At 64.6% G+C, this 20170-nt stretch carries 9 protein-coding genes; 4 read left to right on the top strand and 5 right to left on the bottom strand.

What is annotated here, in order from left to right:
• Window positions 1-217: 217 nt before the first annotated feature.
• The gene (locus U5A57_RS20375) at window positions 218-2536 is read right to left on the bottom strand and encodes a sigma-54 dependent transcriptional regulator (RefSeq protein ID WP_321913474.1); all 2319 of its coding nucleotides are present in this window, start codon (window positions 2534-2536) and stop codon (window positions 218-220) included.
• Window positions 2537-2690: 154 nt separating this feature from the next.
• Complete coding sequence (locus U5A57_RS20370) at window positions 2691-3722, bottom strand: AraC family transcriptional regulator (protein WP_321913473.1); 1032 nt, start codon at window positions 3720-3722, stop codon at window positions 2691-2693.
• Window positions 3723-3836: 114 nt separating this feature from the next.
• Between U5A57_RS20370 and U5A57_RS20365 the strand changes: the two genes are divergently transcribed.
• Window positions 3837-4055: a hypothetical protein gene (locus U5A57_RS20365; protein WP_321913472.1), complete on the top strand. Its 219-nt coding sequence runs from the start codon at window positions 3837-3839 to the stop codon at window positions 4053-4055.
• 251 nt (window positions 4056-4306) lie between these two features.
• Window positions 4307-6445: a beta-glucosidase family protein gene (locus tag U5A57_RS20360; RefSeq protein WP_321913657.1), complete on the top strand. Its 2139-nt coding sequence runs from the start codon at window positions 4307-4309 to the stop codon at window positions 6443-6445.
• A 47-nt stretch (window positions 6446-6492) separates the two neighbouring features.
• On the opposite strand, the gene U5A57_RS20355 is transcribed toward U5A57_RS20360, so the two are convergent.
• Window positions 6493-7263, bottom strand: coding sequence for a hypothetical protein (locus U5A57_RS20355; RefSeq protein ID WP_321913471.1), 771 nt, complete (start codon window positions 7261-7263; stop codon window positions 6493-6495).
• Between the two features lie 389 nt (window positions 7264-7652).
• On the opposite strand from U5A57_RS20355, the gene U5A57_RS20350 reads away from it, so the two are divergent.
• Together U5A57_RS20350 and U5A57_RS20345 are read left to right on the top strand one after the other, a co-directional pair.
• Window positions 7653-17222: a YDG domain-containing protein gene (locus U5A57_RS20350; protein ID WP_321913470.1), complete on the top strand. Its 9570-nt coding sequence runs from the start codon at window positions 7653-7655 to the stop codon at window positions 17220-17222.
• Between the two features lie 62 nt (window positions 17223-17284).
• Complete coding sequence (locus tag U5A57_RS20345; protein WP_321913469.1) at window positions 17285-18985, top strand: ShlB/FhaC/HecB family hemolysin secretion/activation protein; 1701 nt, start codon at window positions 17285-17287, stop codon at window positions 18983-18985.
• 31 nt (window positions 18986-19016) lie between these two features.
• Here U5A57_RS20345 and U5A57_RS20340 read toward each other — a convergent pair whose 3' ends face one another.
• Together U5A57_RS20340 and U5A57_RS20335 are read right to left on the bottom strand one after the other, a co-directional pair.
• Window positions 19017-19535 carry a hypothetical protein gene (locus U5A57_RS20340; protein WP_321913468.1) on the bottom strand — a complete coding sequence of 173 codons (519 nt, stop codon included), beginning with the start codon at window positions 19533-19535 and terminating at the stop codon, window positions 19017-19019.
• A gap of 116 nt (window positions 19536-19651) precedes the next feature.
• Window positions 19652-20167, bottom strand: coding sequence for a hypothetical protein (locus tag U5A57_RS20335; protein ID WP_321913467.1), 516 nt, complete (start codon window positions 20165-20167; stop codon window positions 19652-19654).
• Between the last annotated feature and the right edge of the window lie 3 nt (window positions 20168-20170).

Raw genomic sequence — 20170 nt, 5'->3', positions numbered from 1 at the left:
TTGCCGTTCATTCCGGTCCCGAATACCGGAAGTAAGCAACGATCGCGCCAACGCTGCGCAGCCCCATGGCGAAGGGCTCCGGCAGCGAGTGAGAGGGTGGCGCAGGACGATTTCGTCCGCAGAGATGGCCGGGAGTGGACGATTTCGTCCAGATCCCGGCGTGACTGTGCAGCGTGTTTTATCGGGGGGACTTAACTGGGTGACTTAACTGGGTGACTTAGCCGCCCGCGGCAGTTCCCTGGTCGCTCGCTTCGCGAGACGCCTCGTGGCGCAGTTCGGCCAGCAACGCCATGGCGAGCGCAATACGGCTGGTGGAATCCGCCGTCTGGTCCCGCAGCCCGCGAGCGAGCGTGTCGACTGCTTCGGCGCGGCGGCCGGTGGCGCGCAAGAGGTCGGCCAGATAGTGCGCGGCCTCCACACGCGCGGGCACCGACCCGAACGCGAGCGCCGTAGAAAGGGCGGTGCGCAATCCCTGCTCGGCGGACGTGAGATCGCCTAGCGCCCACTGCGCCCGCGCGCGCGTGACCAGCAGCTCGCCAAGATGGGCGCGCTCCTGGCGCGCGAGGGTTTCGTCGACTGCGGCGGCCAGCATCGTTTCGCATTGCTGAGCACGGCCGGAACGCAGCAGCAGTTCGCCGTGCCGCCACATCTTGAACGAATAGAACAGCGCGCCGCCGTTGCAGACCATGTGGTTGTCGTAGCCGTCGAGCATGACGGCTTCGGCTTCCGTGTTCATGCCTAGCTCGCTGAGATGGCAGCCACGGAGTATCTGCCCCATGCCGCGATAGAACGTGAAGCCGTTGGCGATCGACACCGACTCGAGCTCGCTTGCGAGCGGCCCGCGCCGCGCCTGATCGTCGAAAAGGCACGCGAGCCACGCGGCGCCCTGCAGATTGACGGCATGCGCCAAGGCATGCGTACCCGGCTCGCTTGCGCGCAGGATCAGCATTTCCATCGCGCGCCGCGCTTGCGCGAACTCGCCGATCTGGTAGGCGGCCAGCCCCTCGAAGGTCAGCGCGAGGCTTGCCAGATCGATGCCCTGCGAGCCCGTGCGCACATCGTCTCGCGTTACGCCGAGCAGATGGCCTCGTGCGAGGCAGGCCAGTGCTTCTTCGCTGTCGCCGAGCCAGTACAGGGTGTTGGCCATCGCAACGTGTGCTTCGTCGAGCGACACGCGCTCCCCGCTGTTCTGGGCGCGCTGCAGCATCTCCTGTGCGCTCGCGCGCGCCTGCTTGAGTTGAAGCGTGGTCAACTGGGTGGTCCACACGCCGAACTGGATGGCGGCGATTTCGCCAGGTTCGCAGATCCCTTCGCCGATCTCGAGCGCCGCGGCGTAGCACGCCGTTGCTTCCGCGTACAGCCAGCCGTGCACGCTGCGCAGGCTCATGCCGAGCAGCCGGTAGGCGTCGAACTGGGCGCGCCGCGTGGCGGCCTCGTCGCGGCTTGTCTGCAGCACATCGAGGCAACGCCGCAAATGCGCAATGGCTTCGGAAAAGCGCGATGCTTCGATCAGCGCGCGTGCATGTTCGAGACTCTTGTGTGCTTCGCGATGGTCTTCCTCGCGCGACTTGAGGCGCCGCTCGACCGTCTTGCGCCCGACACCGAGCAAGCTGGCGGCGGCGCTCTTGTTCCCCGCGGTTCGCTCCAGCGCGCGGTCGATGAGGAGGTCTTCGGCGGCGGCGAGCTTGTCGCGTCCCTCGAGTTGCAGCAGCATGTCGGCGAGCGCCGCGCGCGAAACCGCTCCGGCCGTTTCGCTGAGAAGAAACGGCTCCAGCGTGTCTTCATCGATCAGTGGCTTTTCGGCGAGCACGCTTAGCTGACTGATCAAATTACGCAATTGCCGGATATGGCCCGGCCACGCATGCCGGCCGAGCCGCCTGAGGGCGGCCGGCGAAAACTCGATGCGGCGCGCTTGTTGCGCGGCGAAATGGGCGACGAGCGCAGGAATGTCCTCGACGCGCTGGTCGAGCCCGGGCACGGCCAGCACGAACACCGCGAGCCGGTAAAACAGGTCCTCGCGAAACAGCCCCTGGTGCGCGAGTTCGCGCAGATCCCGGTGAGTCGATGCGACTACTCGGCCCTCGAAACGCAGGCTCGACGAGCCGCCGACCGGGCGGAACGTCCGCGTTTCGAGTGCGCGCAGGAGCTTGGGCTGCAGCGCGAGCGGCAACTCGCCGATCTCGTCGAGCAGCAGCGTGCCTTTGCCGACCTGCTGCAAGAGCCCCGGGCGCGTCTCGCCGGCGCCGGTAAACGCGCCTTTGACATGCCCGAACAGTTCCGCTTCGACGAGATGCTCGGGAATCGCACCGCAGTTGATGTCGACGAACGGTTGATCGTGGCGCGCGCTGCGCGTGTGCACGCGGCGCGCGACCCCTTCCTTGCCCGACCCGGTGGGCCCGATGATGAGCAAGGCGTGATCGGTGGGCGCGACGCGGTCGATCATCCTGACCAGCTGACGAAACGCCGGCGCCTCGCCAATGAACGCATCGTCGCTGGCCTTTTCTCCGGAAAGCGGAACGAAGGGGAAGGTACTCATTGCCTCGTGGGCTCCCGATAAACGCGTGGCATTTTTTTGTGTTTGTCCCGGAGATAACGATCGGTGACGGCGCATCGATCCCGCGCGCGCACCCGCCCTCCGGCTATCGATTCGAACGCGGACAGCGCAATCACAGTGTGTCTGAAAAACCCAACTAGAACCGGCAGTTTTCGAATTTGTAGCGCGAAGGAGACTTGCCGCTGTTCTCGAGAAAGAAACGCGAGAACGCGGAAGGAGAGGAAAAGCCGAGAAGATCGCTCACTGCCGCAACCGAATAATCGGCCAGCGGCAGCAGGCGCCTCGCTTCCTCGAGCCGCGCATGGGAGAGGATCGCCTGGAAGTTCGTTCCTTCACCCTGCAAGCGCCGGTGCAGGGTTGAGCGTGAAATGCCAAGCCGGCCGCAGACTTCCTCCATCGGGTTCGAAAATGGCAGGCCGGCATGCGCCTCGCGAATCATCTTCGTCACGAAATCTTCGATCCGCGAAGAAAAGGAATGGCCGATAAGAAAGCGCCGGATATCGGCATCGGCCTGAGCGCAGAGAATATTTTCCGTGATCTCGTTGTACTTTCGATACGGCATGTCCGCCGCCCCGGTTTTCATCAGCATGCGGTTGCGGCTTTGCCTGAATTTCACCGTCGCGCCGCTCAGGTGCGATAGCTGGGAAACCGGCGCAAATGCGTCGCCAGTCAGCTCGATCTGGGTGGGGTACGGTTCGTCGTCGTTGTACTGTTCGGCCAGGCGGGTGAGCAGCAGAAAATTGTAGAAGGCGCTCGACGAACTCTTGCGCGCGCCGTCCTGCACGTATTCGAATTCGAAAGTCAGGCCAGCGCGCTTGACTTTCACGGTATCGACATTTCCGATCAGGACCCGGTAACGCAGGAACTGCTCAAAGGCCTTTGTGAGTGTCGGGCTATTCGTGACGATGGCCAATAACGTGCTAATGGGCGCGCGAAAGGAGTAACTGGAAAAAATTTCGAGCCGCTCCGAAGCCTGGTAGCCAGGCTCAAGCAGATTGAGCATCGCAATGTGCTTGTGCGCCGGTATGCGTCCGTCGGGATGCGCGAGTTCGGCCTCCGTGATGCCAGTTAGGCGCGTGAAATCGTGCGGCGACATGCCGTGTTCAACTGCGGATTTGAGTGAAAGTTGGGCAAGGACGTTTGAAACGGTCTTTTGATCGGTCGTCATGGGAGACACCATGGAACGGGGAAACGTCGCCTCGGCTAACCGCTGGTAGCTGCTGACTTTAGCATCCTTGTTTCAAACCTCAAATGGCCTCATGCGCCCGCGTTTTGAGCGGGCATGATTCGATTCGCATGGGCCGTGAGCCTGCGCGACAAAACCGTAATCTGCCTGCAAGGTGGCGGCGAATTGGCCGATGACGCAGGGTTAAGGCAAACCCTGATCTCGCGACGCAAGGTTAAGTTCCGCGACGGCACGATAAGCGCAAACGTTTCTCCGGGTGATATCGTCATCACGCTACGTAGGGTAATTCAACACAAAACAAGAAGAAAAATGTAGTCCGATTACGGCCCCGCAATCCTGCGGGTCATCGCTCATACAATCGGCAAATCTGGAGAGACACTGTGAGGAATGCGAAGCAAATAGCGATTGCGGTCGCCGGCACATTGTGCGCCGGCTCCGTGGCATACGCGGATCAAGCCGCCACCGGCAACACCTGGGGCGCCAACCCATTTTCGATTGTGTCGCAGTTCTTTTCCCAGGCTTCAGGTGCGGCACAGCCGGCCGCCGAATGGAAAGAAAAGGGCGATATTGCCGACCGGCGCGCGGCAGTGCTGGTCTCCCAACTGACGCTCGACGAGAAAATCCAGTTGGTGCACGGAACGGGTATTCCCACCGTCGGTCTCGGTGGCCCGTTTCCTTCGTGGGTGCAGGGCGCCGGTTACATTCCCGGCGTGAGCCGTCTGGGCATTCCTGCGTTGGCTACCGCCGATTCGGCTGGCGGCGTGAACGTGCAGAACGCGCATACCACGGCCTTTCCTGCGCCGATCGGGCTTGCCTCGAGCTGGGACGTGGCGCTCGCGGGAGCCTACGGTGCGCGTATTGCGCGCGAGCTGCGCGTGCTCGGCTATGCGGAGGGATTAGGGGGCGGCGTCAATCTCGCACGTGAGCCGCGTGACGGCCGCACGTTCGAGTACATGGGCGAAGATCCGGTCCTGAGCGGCACGATGAGCGCCGCCCGCACCATGGGGACGCAGTCGCAGAACGTGATCGCGACGGTGAAGCACTACGCGATGAACGACCAGGAAACGAACCGGATGACGAGTAACTCCGTGGTCGATGAACGGACGATGCGGGAAACGGAGCTGCTGGCATTCGAAATTGCCGTGCGCGAGGGGCATCCCGGCAACGTGATGTGCTCGTACAACCTGATCAACGGCGTGTATGCGTGCCAGAACCCGGAACTCCTCACGACCATCCTGAAGACCGAGTGGGGATTCAAGGGCAAGGTTCAATCGGACTGGACGGCCAACCATACTACCGTCGCGTCCGCGCTGGCGGGTCTCGATGAAGAACAGCCCGGCGACCTTGGCGCGGCAGGGGCGGGCTTTGGCATTCAGTCCTATTTCAGCAGCGCACTCAAGGCCGCGGTCCAGGCCGGTAGCGTTCCGGTTTCCCGCCTGAACGACATGGTCTTTCGCAAGCTTCGCACCATGATCGCCCTTGGCGTCATGGACAATCCGCCGACCCCCGGCGGCTCGGTCGACCAGACGGCAGGCAACCGTGACGCTTTGGCCGTGGCGCACGAGTCAATCGTTCTACTGAAGAATGGCGCGGCAGCGGGCAGCAATCAGCCGGTCCTTCCGCTCGCCGCTGGCGGCCTGCACTCGATCGTCGTCATTGGCGGGCATGCCGACGTTGGCGTGCTGTCCGGTGGCGGGTCGGGCGGCGTGCCCGCGGCAGACGGCAATGCGGTAGCGGGGTGTCAGTCCGGCAATCCGCTGCTATCGAGTTGTGCGACCTGGTATAAGTCCTCGCCGTACAACGCGATCAAGGCCAAGGCGCCGCAGGCTACTGTCACGTTCTTCGACGGCACGAATGCTGCGGCAGCGGCGAGCGCAGCGGCCAGCGCCGACGTGGCGATCGTGTTCGCCACGCAGTGGGAGAGCGAGGGCACGGACCTGGCCAGCTTGTCCTTGCCGGACAACAAGGTGGACCCGAGCAATCAGCTTTACGACCAGAACGCGCTGATCAACGCAGTGGCCGCGAAGGCCAAGCGGATCATCGTCGTGCTGGAGAACGGGAGTCCGGTCACGATGCCATGGCTCGCCAGCGTTCACGGCGTAGTGGAATCGTGGTATCCGGGCGTGCAAGGCGGTCAGGCGATTGCGGACATCCTGTTCGGTGACGTGAATCCGTCCGCCAAGCTTCCGGTCACGTTCCCGCGGCAGGAAGCCGATCTGCCGCAGCCGACGATCGACCCCAACAATCTCAACGTCGTTTATAGCGAAGGACTGCTGATGGGATACCGCTGGTACGATGCGAAAAACATCGACCCCTTGTTCCCATTCGGCTACGGCCTCTCCTATACGACATATTCGTACTCTGGGCTCAGAACGCGTACCGATCATGGCGGCAACGTGATCGCCACGTTCACCGTTGCCAACACGGGCTCGCGTGCCGGGGCGGAAGTGGCCCAGGTGTATGCAACGCTGCCGCCGGGGTTGGGCGAGCCGCCGCAGCGCCTCGTGGGCTGGGCGAAGGTCGCTTTGCGGCCTGGGCAGTCGCAACAGGTGAGTGTGGTCATTCCGGCGCGGCGCCTTGCGACATGGAATGCCACGACGCACGCGTGGCAGGTGCATGGCGGAAGCTATGAGATCCGGGCCGCGTCGTCGTCGCGTGACACGAATGCGCTGTCCGATCGCGTGAGCGTTGGAGACATGCACTAAGGTGGGGGCGGCCTGGGCAGCGCAAGCGCCCAGGCCTGCTGCACGCGTTATGGCGTCGAGCCAAATGACTGTTGCAGCGAAATCAGATTGACGGGCACGACACGAATCAGTCCACCGCGCGGACTATCGATATCGGCAATCAGCGACAACGAAAGCGCGACGGTAATAGGCAGTGCGAACAACAAGACACGCCGCCCCGTGCTGCCACGCGAGCCATATCCCTGCATGAGATTGCTGAAGAAAGCGATCGCCATCATCAATCCCCAGGCAGAAAGCGGAATGCGGTTTAGCCACGCCGCCTGCGTATAGCCCTGAGAATTCAGCACGTCGTTCATGCCGGACACCACGAGCGCCGAGATCGGCGTGGGCCGCGCGATAGCCGGGTCACGCACACTTGCCCACAACTGCCCCTGAAGGCTGGACGTTGCGTTGTTGAGCGTTTCGAGTTCGTTTGTGTCGCGCGTCTTGTAGTAGGCAATGCGCAGCGCGACATATTTCGCGAGCAGTGCTCTGACCTTCGGCGCATCGGCTTCGCCGAGCAGGTCTGCGCGCAGATATTGCGTGCCGATCGCGTTGGCTTCCTCTTCCTCGTAGTTCTTGCGCTGGTCGTACCGGCTCACGGCCATGGACAGCGTAAAACCAATCAATAGCGCGAGCAGCGTGAGGGTGGCGCCCTGTATGACGTTGTAGTTGTCCCGTGAGTCGTCCGCGAGCGGAAAGACACGTTGCAAGACAAGCGCGCCGAGCGCGGCAGCGACGCAGAGCAGCACGATCAGCAGGACAAACAAATAGACGGGGTGGTGGACCAGCTGTGCCATCTCAACTCCTCAAACGTTGTTGTGTAGTCAGGGGTCGGACCGCATTGATTCTAAGGCACGTGGCAAGCATTGGCACTCCGGATGACAGAAAGGAAAAAACTACGGAGTCCATGGTTTGACTCGACAACGTTCCGGAATCCGCGCCGCATCATCCCGCCTTGTCGCCAGCGATTGCCCCATCGGGCAACGGATTTGCCCTTAATCCCTATGGCAGCGTTGCGTCGAATTACCAAAACTTACACAACGCGCTACTGGGATCGATGATTCGAACCCGGCAACCGGATGCGGACTGCCACGGCGAGCGGGTTGGCGTGCGGCTCGTCATGGGTCTCGCCTGCATCCGCTGCTGCGTTGTCTGGTCCGGTACCACGCTGAGGATGGGCGATGCCATGAATCACATCTACCAGTTGTGCTGGAACCGGTCGCTCAGGCAATGGGTCGTCGTTTCGGAACTCGCGTGCCGGCGTGCGGGCAGCGGCGCTTGTCGAACCCGCAACGGTGTCCGCCGCCTTGTCGCGATCGTTCTCGCGGGCGCGCCGCTTCTGTGGGTGGGCGCGGCGTACGCAGCAGGCGGACCGAGCGGCGGCCAGATCGTTTCGGGCGCCGGTTCGATCCAGCAGTCGGGCTCGACGACCACGATCCAGCAAACCAGCCAGACGCTGCAGCTGAACTGGCGCAGCTTCAATGTGGGTGCGGGCCAGACGGTCGACTTCGTTCAGCCTGGCAGCAGTTCGCTCGCGGTCAACCGTATCCTCGGCAGCACGCCGAGCGCCGTTCTCGGCAATCTCAACGCGAACGGCCAGGTCTGGCTCATCAATCCCAACGGCGTGCTGTTCGGCCCGTCTGCGCGCGTGAACGTCGGCGGCATCGTGGCCTCCGCGCTCGACGTCGACCCCGCCAGCCTCGGCAGCAACAACCGCCGCTTCAGCGGCAGCGGGCAGGGCAGCGTCGTCAATCAGGGCACGATTACCGCGGCCGATGGGGGATATGTCGCACTCCTTGGCAACCGCGTATCGAACCAGGGCGTCATCAGCGCGCGGCTCGGCACGGTCGCCCTCGCGGGGGGAAGCGCGGCAACCCTCACGTTCGACGGTTCACGCCTCGTCCACATTCAGGTCGATGCGAGCACACTCGACAACCTCGCCGAGAACCGGCAACTGATCGTGGCCGACGGCGGGCAGGTCATCATGACCGCTGGCGCGAAAGACGCGCTTCTCGCCAGTGCAGTCAACAACACCGGCAAGATTCGCGCCCAGACGGTGGCCGATCAAGAGGGCAAGATCGTCCTGCTGGGCGGCATGACAGCCGGGCAGGTCAACGTTGGCGGCACGCTGGATGCGAGCGCACCGAACGGCGGCGATGGGGGCTCGATCGAAACATCGGCGGCGCATTTCAACATTGCGCCCGACGCGCACATCACGGCGGCGGCGCCGTTCGGGCGGGCCGGCACCTGGCTCGTCGACCCGACGGACCTGACCATCGACGCCAATGCGGCCAGCCAGATTTCGAGCACGCTGAACGGCGGCACGAACGTCGTGGAGCAGACAACGGCAACGGGCACCTCGGGCGCCGGCGTGCAATCGCCCGGCGCGGGCGACATCAACGTCAACGCGGCCATCAGCTGGACCAACGCAGCCGCGAGCCTGACGCTCGAGGCGCTCAACGCGATCTTCGTGAACGCGCCCGTGACCGGCGCGGGCGCCGTCAACATGCAGGCGGGCACGGGCAACCTGACGATCGCCGCGGGCGGCGCGGTGACGGGCGGCGCTGGCGTCGTGCTGGCGACGAAAGCGAATTTCGTGAACAACGCGGGCAGCGCGGCCGTGAGCACGGGCACCTCGGCGCCCTGGCTGATCTACTCGAGCGACCCGCGGCTCGACACGACCGGCGGTCTCGCGCCCTCGTACATCCAGTACAACGCGCCCTATGGCACGACGCCTGCGGCCTCCGGCAACGGCTTTCTCTACAGCCTTGCGCCGACGATCACGCTGACCGGCCTCACGGGCAACGTGACCAAGGTCTACGACGGCACGACCACGGCGAACCTGACCAACGCGAATCTGCAAACCACGGGGCTTGTGAACGGCGATGTCGTCGCGAGCGCCACGGGCACCTATGCGACCTCCAACGCGGGCACGAACATCACCGTGAACTCGCCGACGACGTTTGCGGGCGTCGTCATCAACACGTCGACCGGCATTCCGGCTTACGGCTACCAGGCCAAAGGCACGGCCTCGGCCGATATCGGCACGATCACGCCCGCGCCGCTCACGGTCAGCATCGTCAACAACCCGACCAAGGTGTACGACGGCACGGCCTCGGCGCCGCTCACGGCCAGCAACTACAGCTTCACGGGCTTTGTGGCCGGGCAGGGCGCGAGCGTGAACCAGGCCAGTTCCGTTTCGTACGCGAGCGTGGATGCCGGCACGGGCATTGCGGTCAACGCGAGCTTCACATCGACCAATTTCGCGGCGAACACCGGCACGAACCTTGCCAACTACACGCTGCCGACCTCGGCGACGGGCACGGGCACCATCACGCCCGCGCCGCTCAACGTGACCGGGCTCATCGCCAGCAACAAGGTGTATGACGGCACGCGCGCCGCCACGGTCGACGCGAGCGGCGCCGCGCTCTTCGGTCTCGTCAGTTCGGACAGCGGGCAGGTCTCGCTCGACGCGAGCAACGCGGCTGGCCTGTTCGCCACGTCCAATGTGGGCAATGCGATTTCCGTGGTCCCCACGGGTCTCACGCTGACCGGCGCCAAGGCCGGCGACTATACGATCTCGGTGCCGGCCTACCTCAACGCCAACATCACGCCGAAACTCCTGACCGTTACGGGCGTGAGCGCGAACGACAAGGTGTACGACGCCACGACCACTGCGACGCTGAACGTCGGCGGCGCGGCGGTCTCGGGGATCATTGCCTCCGACGCAGGCAACGTCACGCTTTCGTCGAGCACGTCCACGGGTACGTTCAGCCAGTCCAACGTGGGCAACAATCTCACTGTCTCGGTCGGCGGCCTGACGCTGTCCGGCACGGCGGCGGGCAACTATTCCATTGCGCCGATCACGGGCCTCACCGCGAACATCACCCCGGCGCCACTGACGATCACCTTCCTCGGCTCGCCGACCAAGGTCTACGACGGCACCACAGCGGTCCAGCTGAACCAGTCGAACTACACCATTTCGGGCTTCGTGGGCGGCCAGAGCGCGACCATCGGCCAGGTGTCGGGAGGGTATGCGACGCAGCATGCGGGCACCAACATCCCGATTGACGCGGCGCTCACCGCTTCCGATTTCGTGCCGGCGGCCGGCACGTCGATGTCGAACTACACGTTCCCGGCCACCGTGACCAGCACGAGCGGTGTCATCACGCCCGCACCGGTCGAAGTAAGCATCATCAACAACCCGACCAAGGTGTACGACGGCACCGCGACCGCCTCGCTCAGCAGCAACAACTACCAGGTGACCGGCGCCATTCCCGGCGAGTTCATCACCCTGAATCCCTACCCGCCGACGGGCACCTACGCGACGCCCAACGTCGGCTATCAGGGCGTAAGCGCGACCATACCGGGCAGCGCCTACCAGGCCGGCCCGAACACGCTCCTCTCCGACTACGCGTTGCCGACCACCGCGACGGGCATGGGCACGATCGTGAAGCGGCCGATCAGCGGCGAGGTAACGGCGCAGATCACGGACAACCCGTCGAAGACCTATGACGGCAACACGATCGCCACGATTCCCGCGAGCGATTTCACGTTTACAGGCTTCGTTGGGACCGACAGCGCGACGGTCAATCAAACCATTACCGGGAACTATGCAACGAAGAACGCAGGGTCCCAGGCGGTTACGGCGAGCCTTACGCAGTCCGAACTGACACCCGGCGCCGGCACCAACCTCAACAACTATTCGTTCCCGATCTCGGCCTACGGCACGGGCACGATTCTGCCCGCCCCGCTCACGGTCGCGATCATCGGCCTGCCCAGGAAGGTCTATAACGGGACCACGCTCGCGCCGGTGGGCAGCAGCAACCTGCAGGTCATCGGCATGGTGAGCGGCGAGGGCGCGACCATTACACCGACCACGCAGTTCAATTACGCGAGCGCGAACGCGGGCAACTGGATCGTCAGCGGATCGCTCGTGCCGGGCAACTACACCGCCAACAGCGGCACGCTGCTCAGCAACTACCTGTTGCCCACCACGGCCTCGGGCCCGGGGATCATCACGCCTGCGCCGCTGTACGTCATCAACGCGCACGCGACCAACAAGGTCTACGACACGACGACCGCCGACACGCTCGACGTGAGCAGCGCGGCGCTCTCGGGTCTGGTGCCATCCGATGCGGGCAACGTCACACTCACCACGTCCACCTCGGGCACCTTCGCCCAGTCCAACGTCGGCAACGGCATTGCCGTGACGGCAAACGGCTTCAGCATTTCCGGCAGCGCGGCCAGCAATTACACGTTGCAGACCATCACCGGGCTGAGCGCGAATATCACGCCCGCGCCGCTCACCATCAACGGTGCGGTGGCGAACAACAAGGTGTACGACAGCACGACGGCCGCTACGATCAGCACCGGCAACGTCACGCTCGCGGGCGTGCTCGGCACCGACCAGGTCACGCTCTCGTCGGGCAGCGCAACGGGGCAGTTCAGTACGCCGAACGTGGGCACCAACCTGGCGGTGAGCGCGGCCGGCTTCACCCTGGGCGGCGCGCAGGCGGGCAACTACAGCGTCTCGCAGCCGTCGAACCTGTTCGCGAACATCACGCCGGCGCCGCTCACGGTGAGCATCACCGGCAACCCCATCAAGCAGTACGATGGTACGACGTCGGTCACGCTCGGCGCGTCGGACTTCACCATTACGGGCTTCGTGGGCAACCAGAGCGCGACGATTACGCAGACTGCGGCGAGCGGCTACTTCTCGCCGAATGTGGGTACGCATGTGGGCGTGAGCGCGACGCTCGAGCCATCGGACTATACGTCGCCGGTCGGCACGAACCTCTCGAACTACAGCCTGCCGACCCAGGCCACCGGCACGCTCGGCGAGATCACGGCGAAGATCATCAACCTCACCGGCACGCGCGTGTACGACGCCACGACGGGCGCCAACGCGAGTCTGTTCTCGAGCGCGGGCGTGATCGACGGCGTCAATGGCGAGACACTCACGCTCACGGGCACCGGTACGTTGACCAGCAAGAACGTGGGCACCCAGGTGCCGTTTTCGAATCTCGGCACGCTGGCGCTTGCCAACGGCACGGGCCTTGCGAGCAACTACACGCTCGCAGGCGGCACCGACTGGGTGACCATCACGCCCGCCATGCTCACGGTGCTCAATACGACCGCGCTCGACAAGGTCTACGACGGCACGCGAACGGCGACCTTGCAGAACGCCCTGCTGAGCGGGGTGATCGGCAGCGACACCGTCGTGCTCGGCAACGACGCGACGGGGCTGTTCAATACCAAGGACGTCGGTACCAACAAGCCGGTTTCCACCCAGATGACGATTTCGGGCACGGACGCCGGCAACTACACGCTGATCCAGCCGACCGGCATTTTCGCGAGCATCACGCCATTGGGCGTGACGATCACGGCCACCGGCATCAACAAGCAGTACGACGGCACGACCACGGCACAGGTCAATCTGTCCAGCGCCGCCGTGGTGGCGGGCGACCAGGTGACGTTCAGCGACCAGGCGGCCAACTTTTCCCAGTCTGACGTGGGCAACAACCTCGCGGTGCACGTGACCGGCATTTCGGCGAGCGGCGCCGACGCGGCCAACTACACGTTCGCCAACACTACCGCGGACACCACGGCCAATATCACGCCACGCGTATTGAACTTGCAGGGCACGCGGGTGTACGACACCACGGCCACTGCCGCTGCGACCCTGTTCGGCACCAACGGCGTGCTGCAAGGGCAGAATGGCGAGACGCTCACACTCACCGGCACCGGCCAGCTGGTGGACAAGAACGTGGGCAACCAGAAGCCATTCGCGACGAACGGCCTGAGCGGCTACACGTTGACCGCCGACGGCGCGGCGAAGACGAGCAACTACACGCTCGTCGGCGGCACCGACTGGGTCACCGTCACGCCCGCCACGCTGAATGTGCTCAACACGGTCGCCCAAAACAAGGTCTACGACGGCAATGCCATTGCGCAATTGCTCGGCGCCACGCTCAGCGGGGTGCTTGGTTCGGACACCGTAGCGCTGGGCAACGACTCCCAGGGTCTGTTCAACGACAAGAACGTAGGCAGCGCAAAGCCGGTGACCACGAGCATGACGATCTCGGGCACCGACGCGGGCAACTACGTGCTGGTGCAGCCCAGCGGCCTCACGGCCAACATCACGCCGCTTGGCGTCACGGTGCAGGCCACGGCCAGCAACAAGGTCTACGATGGCACGACCACGGCCACTGTGCAGCTCGGCAGCCCCGGCATCGTGCAGGGCGACCAGGTGAGCTTCAGCGATCAGTCCGCCGATTTCGATACGAAGAACGTGGGTACGGGCAAGACGGTGACGGTTCTGGGCATCAACGAATCGGGCGCCGACGCAGGCAATTACACGTTCACGAATACGACCGCCACGACCACGGCCAACATTACGCCCTATGTGCTGAACCTCACCGGCACGCGCGTGTACGACTCCACGACCAGCGCCGCCGCGAGCCTGTTCGGCAACAATGGCACGTTGACGGGCGTGGCCGGCGAAACGCTCACGCTCTCAGGCACCGGTACGCTCGCGAGCAAGAACGTGAACACGCAGCAGGCGTTCGCTGCGAACGGCCTTGCGGGCTTCACACTCACGGGCAACGGCAGCGCGCTGGCCAGCAACTACACGTTCGCGGGCGGCGCGGACTGGGTCAACATTACGCCGGCGACGCTCACCGTCAACGGCACCTCGGTGAACACGAAGGTCTATGACGCCACGACGAACGCCACGCTGAGCGGCGCGACGCTCGCCGGTGTGTTCGCGGGCGACAGCGTGACGCTCGGCAACGACACCACGGGCACGTTCTCCGACAAGAACGTGGGCACCGGCAAGTCCGTCACGGCGGCGACGATGACCATCAGCGGGACCGACGCCGGCAACTACGTGCTCACGCAACCCACCGGCTTGACAGGCGATATCACGGCGCGGCCCATCGTCGTGAGCGCGACCGCGCAGAACAAGACCTACGACGGCACGACGGCCGCCACGGCGACGATCGGCAGCAACGGCGTGCTCACGGGCGACACCGTGAATTTCGGCTTCGGCAGTGCGAATTTCGCCACGCCGAACGCAGGCAACGGCATTACCGTCACGGTGAACGGCATCACGGCGAGCGGCGCGGACGCGGGCAACTACACGTACAACGCCGTTGCGCTGGCGACGGCGAACATCCTGCCCGTCGTGCTGAACCTCACCGGCTCGCGCACCTACGACGGCACCGCGGGCGCCGCTGCGAGCCTGTTCGGCAGCAGTGGCGTGCTCACGGGCGTGAACGGCGAAACGCTCACGCTCTCGGGCACCGGCACGCTCTCAACGAAGAACGCGGGCTCGCAGGTGCCGTTCGCGGCCAATGGCCTTGCTGGCTTCACGCTCACGGGCAACGGCGCCGCTCTGGCCAGCAACTACACGTTCGCGGGCGGCACCGACTGGGTGACCATCAATCCCCTTGCGATCACGGTCAGCGCGACGGCGCAAAGCCGCTACTACAACGGCACGACCGCGGCCACGGCGACGATCACGCCAACTGGCGTGCTGGCGGGCGACACCGTGAATTTCGGCTTCAGTAGTGCGAACTTCTCCACGCCGAACGCGGGCACGGGTATTCCGGTCACGATAAGCGGCATCACGGCGAGCGGCGCTGACGCGGGCAACTACACCTACAACGCCACCGCAACGGCCAGCGCGGACATCTTGCCGTACATCCTGATCCTGCAGGGCACGCGCGTGTACGACGGCACGACCGGCGCTGCCGCCAGTCTGTTCGGCAATAACGGCGTGCTCACCGGCGTGAACGGCGAAACGCTTACGCTCTCCGGCACTGGCACGCTTGCGAGCAAGAACGTGAACGTCCAGCAGCCATTTGCCGCGAACGGCCTCTCGGGCTATACGCTCAGCGGCAACAATGGCGCGCTGTCCGGCAACTACACGCTCGGCAGCGGCGTGGGCGACTGGGTCAACATCACGCCGAAGCCGGTGACGATCGCGGCCGTGGGCGAGAACAAGGTCTACGACGGCACGACCACCGCGCAGCTCAGCAGCTTCACCGTGACTGGCCTCGTGGCGGGCGACAACGCCTCGGTGGGCTACAACTCGGCGAACTTCCTCACGGCCAACGTCGGTACGGCCATTCCCATCACAGTGGGTCTGTACGGCAACGGCACGGACATCAGCAACTATACGTTCGGCAGCCGGGTCGTCACGACGAGCGCGGACATCACCCCGCGTGCGCTGACGATCACGGCCAGCGCACAGAACAAGACCTATGACGCCACCACCACGGCAGTGCTCAACGGATTGACCGTGAGCGGCCTCGTGGCGGGGGACACGGCCACCTTCACCGCGGGCAGCGCGAATTTCGCCACGCCGAACGCGGGCAACGGCATTGCGGTCAACGTGGCGGGCATCACGGGCACGGGCAGCGATCTCTCGAACTACACGTTCAACACGTCGACAGTCACGACGGCCAACATTCTGCCGTTCGTCCTGAACCTGACCGGCACCCGGGTCTACGACGGCACGAACCAGGCCGACGCGAACCTGTTCGGCAACGGTGGGCAACTCACGGGCGTAGATGGTCAAACGCTCACGCTCACAGGCTTCGGCAATCTTCTGAATCGCGACGCCGGGCAGAGCAAACCGTTCGCGCTGGGTGCGCTCAATGGCTTCAAGCTCACTGGCAACGGCTCGACGCTCGCCAGCAACTACACGCTCATTGGCGGCGTAGACTGGCTGACCATCACGCCGCTTGCGATTACCGTGACCGCAACGGGCACGAGCAAGAGTTACGACGGCACGCGCACTGCCTCGGTCGGCCTCGCGAGCAGCGGAATTCTGAGCGGCGACAGCGTGAGTTTCAGCGCGCAATCGTCGAACTTCGTCACGCCGAATGCCGGCAACGGCATTCCCATTCTCGTGACGGGCATTGCGGGCAGCGGCGCCGACGCCGGCAACTACACGTTCAACACGGCGGCGACCACGTCGGCCAACATCACGCCTGCCGTGCTCGATCTCACGGGCAGCCGCGTGTATGACGCAACCACGGGCGCGGCGCCGAGCCTCTTTGGCGCGAACGGCGTGCTCCAGGGCGTGAACGGCGAGACGCTCACGCTTTCCGGCAGCGGCACGCTTTCCACGAAGAACGTCGGCACTCAGATCGCATTCGCACCCGGCGGGACCGGCGGCTACACGCTGACCGGCAACGGCGCGGCGCTCGCCAGCAACTACACGCTGGCGGGCGGCGTGGACTGGGTGACGGTCACGCCCGCGCCGCTCGTCGTGGTGGACACGCGCACGACCAACCGGACTTATGACGGCACCGTGCTCGACGCGCTTTCGGGCTCGACGCTTTCCGGCGTGCTCGGCCACGACAGCGTGACGCTCGGCAACAGCGCCGTAGGCTACTTCTACGATCCGGCTATCGGCTTCAACAAGCCGGTCAGCACGGCGATGACCGCCAGCGGCGCCGACTCGGGCAATTACGTGCTTGTGCAGCCCACCGGACTGACCGCCGACATCATCACACCGGTCGCGCCGGTGCCTGCGGGCACGCTCGTGAGCGTCCAGGCGCCGCTCGCACCGAACGACGTGGCAACGCCGTATGGCACCGCTTCCGACACCGCACAGGGCGGTTACGCGGGCAACCAGAAGCAGGAAGACCATCCCAACGAGCGCAATCTGGCGCGCGCGGACTTCCATCCCGGACTCGCGCTCACGGTCCTCAACGGCGGGGTACGGCTGCCGACGAATTGACGCCTCCGGGTGGAGGAGAAGAACAACGCACGCGCGCAAGCGCCCCACGACCTCTTCATGCCATGATCGAGATTCGCTCGAAGCGCCTGTGCAGAACACGAATCAGTCTTGCCGTCGCGCTCGCGGCGACGGCCTTTGCCGCCCACGGACAAGTGCGGGTGCCGACGCCGCCGAATAGCGGCCAGTTGCTTCAGCAGGCGCCACAGCCGCAGTTGCAGCCGCCGCCCTCGAATCTCGACCTCACGATCCAGCCGCCGAAGAACGCGCCGGCCGACAACACGAAGACGTTTCCAGTGCGCCAGATCGAGATCACGGGCAACACGCAATTGCCCGCCGACATGCTGCACGCCATCGTCGCGCCGAGCGAGGGGAAGAACCTCACGTTGAGCGACCTGAACGCGCTCGCCGACCAGATCAGCGAGGTGTACCACCAGCACGGCTTCCCGCTCGCGACGGCCTATGTGCCCGCGCAGACGATCGAGAACGGCGTCGTGCGCATCGACGTGGCGGAGGCGCGCTACGGCGCCGTCTTGTTGAACAACCAGAGCCGCGTATCGGACCGTGTGCTGAACAATACGCTGGCGGCATTGCAGTCGGGGCAGCCGGTGAGCGAGTTCGAGCTCGAGCGCACGCTGCTGCTTTTGCAGGACATTCCGGGCGCGCTGGTCAGTTCGACGATGCGGCCCGGGCAGCAGGTGGGCACGTCCGATCTGCTCGTCGACGTCACGCCCCAGCAGCGCGTGACCGGCGACGCCGGGGTGGACAACTTCGGCGACCCCTATAGCGGTCGCGTGCGCGGCAGCGGCAACCTGAACATCAACGGCCTGTTCGACCAGGGCGACCTGCTCGACTTCAGCGCGCTGACGACGGGCCCCGGCATGACCTACGGACGCATGGATTATCGTTACCTGCTCAACGGGCAGGGTACGACGCTCGGGGCCACGGTGTCGGGCCTGAACTACCATCTGCGCAACGATCTCTCCGATCTCGACGCGCACGGGTCGGCCTTCGTTGGCGGCGTGGTGCTGGCGCAGCCGCTGATCCGCAATACGCGGGGCAATCTCTACGGGCAGATCGAATATGACTTTCGCCGGCTGAACGACAACATCGATATCATCGGACTCCAGAACGATCGCCACACGAACAGCGTGACCACCACGCTCGCGGGCGACCAGCTCGATTCGATGGGCGTGAGCAATGCGCGCGTTGCGCTGACCTACGGCGTACTCGCGGCGAACAATCTGCAAACCGATATCATCGACCAGCTTGGCGCGGATACCGCGGGCCACTACGTCAAGCTCGCGCTGTCGCTGTCGCGTCTGCAGCAGTTCACGCACAGCGATGCGCTGTACTTCGGCTTCTCCGGGCAGACGTCGAGCAAGAACCTCGACACCTCCGAGCAGTTCTACCTGGGCGGCCCCGATAGCGTGCGCGGCTACGACGTTGGCGTGCTGTCCGGCTCGCGGGGCTATCTGGCGACGGTCGAATACCGGCACGACGCCGCGTTCCAGAACATTCCGGGCATCTGGCAGTTTTCCGTTTTCGTCGATACGGGGTGGGTGCAGCAGTACAAGAACCCGTTCGTTCCCGGACCCAACACAGGCCAGTTGAGCAGCGCCGGCTTTGGCGTGCAATGGAACGGACCCTACAAGCTTCTGCTGAGCGCGAGTGTGGCCTTCCCGTTTGGACGCACGCCGGAAATACTCAGCGCGAACGCCAACACGTCCGTCCACTGCTGGGTGCAGTTGCGCAAGGCTTTCTAGGGGGCAGGCGCGGGAACGCGCCGCGTCGTTGCTATGAACGGCCCGGCGATACGGGCAGCGGGCCGAAGAACATCCTCTTGAGCCGACTCTTGCCGAGCGCGCGTCCCAGCTCCGCGATCACGCAGTAGTTGAAGACCAGCGTCACCAGCAGGATCTGGATGGCCCAGAAGCGCGGCCAGCTGATCTGGAGGAACATCTCGTGGTTTGCGCCGGCGAAACTGCCGGCTTCTTTCCAGAAGTCATAGAGGCGCTCCAGATAATGAATGACGAGCGCGACGATCGTGTACATCAGCGTTTTCCATGCGACGTTCCAGACGAGCGGTTTGTCGGGAAAGCGGTTGATGAAGGGCAGCATGTCGGCGAGCAGCACGGACTTGCCGAGGATGAGCGAGGCAATCAGCACGGACCCCGAGGCAGGCAACGTGATGCCGGTCTCCTTGACCATCAGCGTACGAACCAGCGCGATGATGTGGAGAATGACGAAGAAAAAGATCGTCGGCGGCAAGACCTTCTTGAACTCTTCCTTTAGCTTTTCCATCAGCGAGTGCATGGCGGACTCCAGTCATCGGCGATGTTCGCGAAGGCACCGCCCCGCGGGCGTATGCCCCCGGGGCGGTGCGAACATCCTAACTGTACGCGTTACGCTGATGGAAGCGGCATGGCAGGTCAATACGGCGCGTTGACCACGACGTACTGTGCGCCTTGCGGCTGGTACCAGGTACCGCCGCATTGCTGGTACACCATGCCGCCATAGTTCACCGGCACACAGTTGGACGGCACCGAGCGGACGATGGAGCCGACCACCGCGGACGTCACGCCCACGGCGGCCGTGACGGCGGCCGCCGTGGCGACCGGGTGGTAGTCGTCGTCCCAGCCGCCGTGGTGGTCGTTCTGGACGTTCACATTGACGTTGCGATTCACGTTGACATTGCGATTCGCGTTGACGTTGTTCACGCTCGTGTTGCGCACGTTGCGCGTGCGTGCGTCGGCATTCACGTTGTTCACGGGCGGGTGGTTGGCGCGTGCGCCGCCACCGCCGCCTGCGTGCATACCACCGCCCCCGCCTGGGTGCACGCCGCCACCGCCACCGCCGCCGCCTCTAAAGGCGCTCGCGGAAGGCGGCACCGTGAAGGCAACGCAGGCAGCGACCACGACAGGAAGGAGCCGGACGGGATTTCGCATGAG

Source organism: Paraburkholderia sp. J11-2, from assembly GCF_905220185.1.
GTDB lineage: Bacteria > Pseudomonadota > Gammaproteobacteria > Burkholderiales > Burkholderiaceae > Paraburkholderia.
The sequence above is the reverse complement of the archived record's forward strand: the minus strand, read 5'-3'. Positions and strand labels throughout refer to the sequence as shown.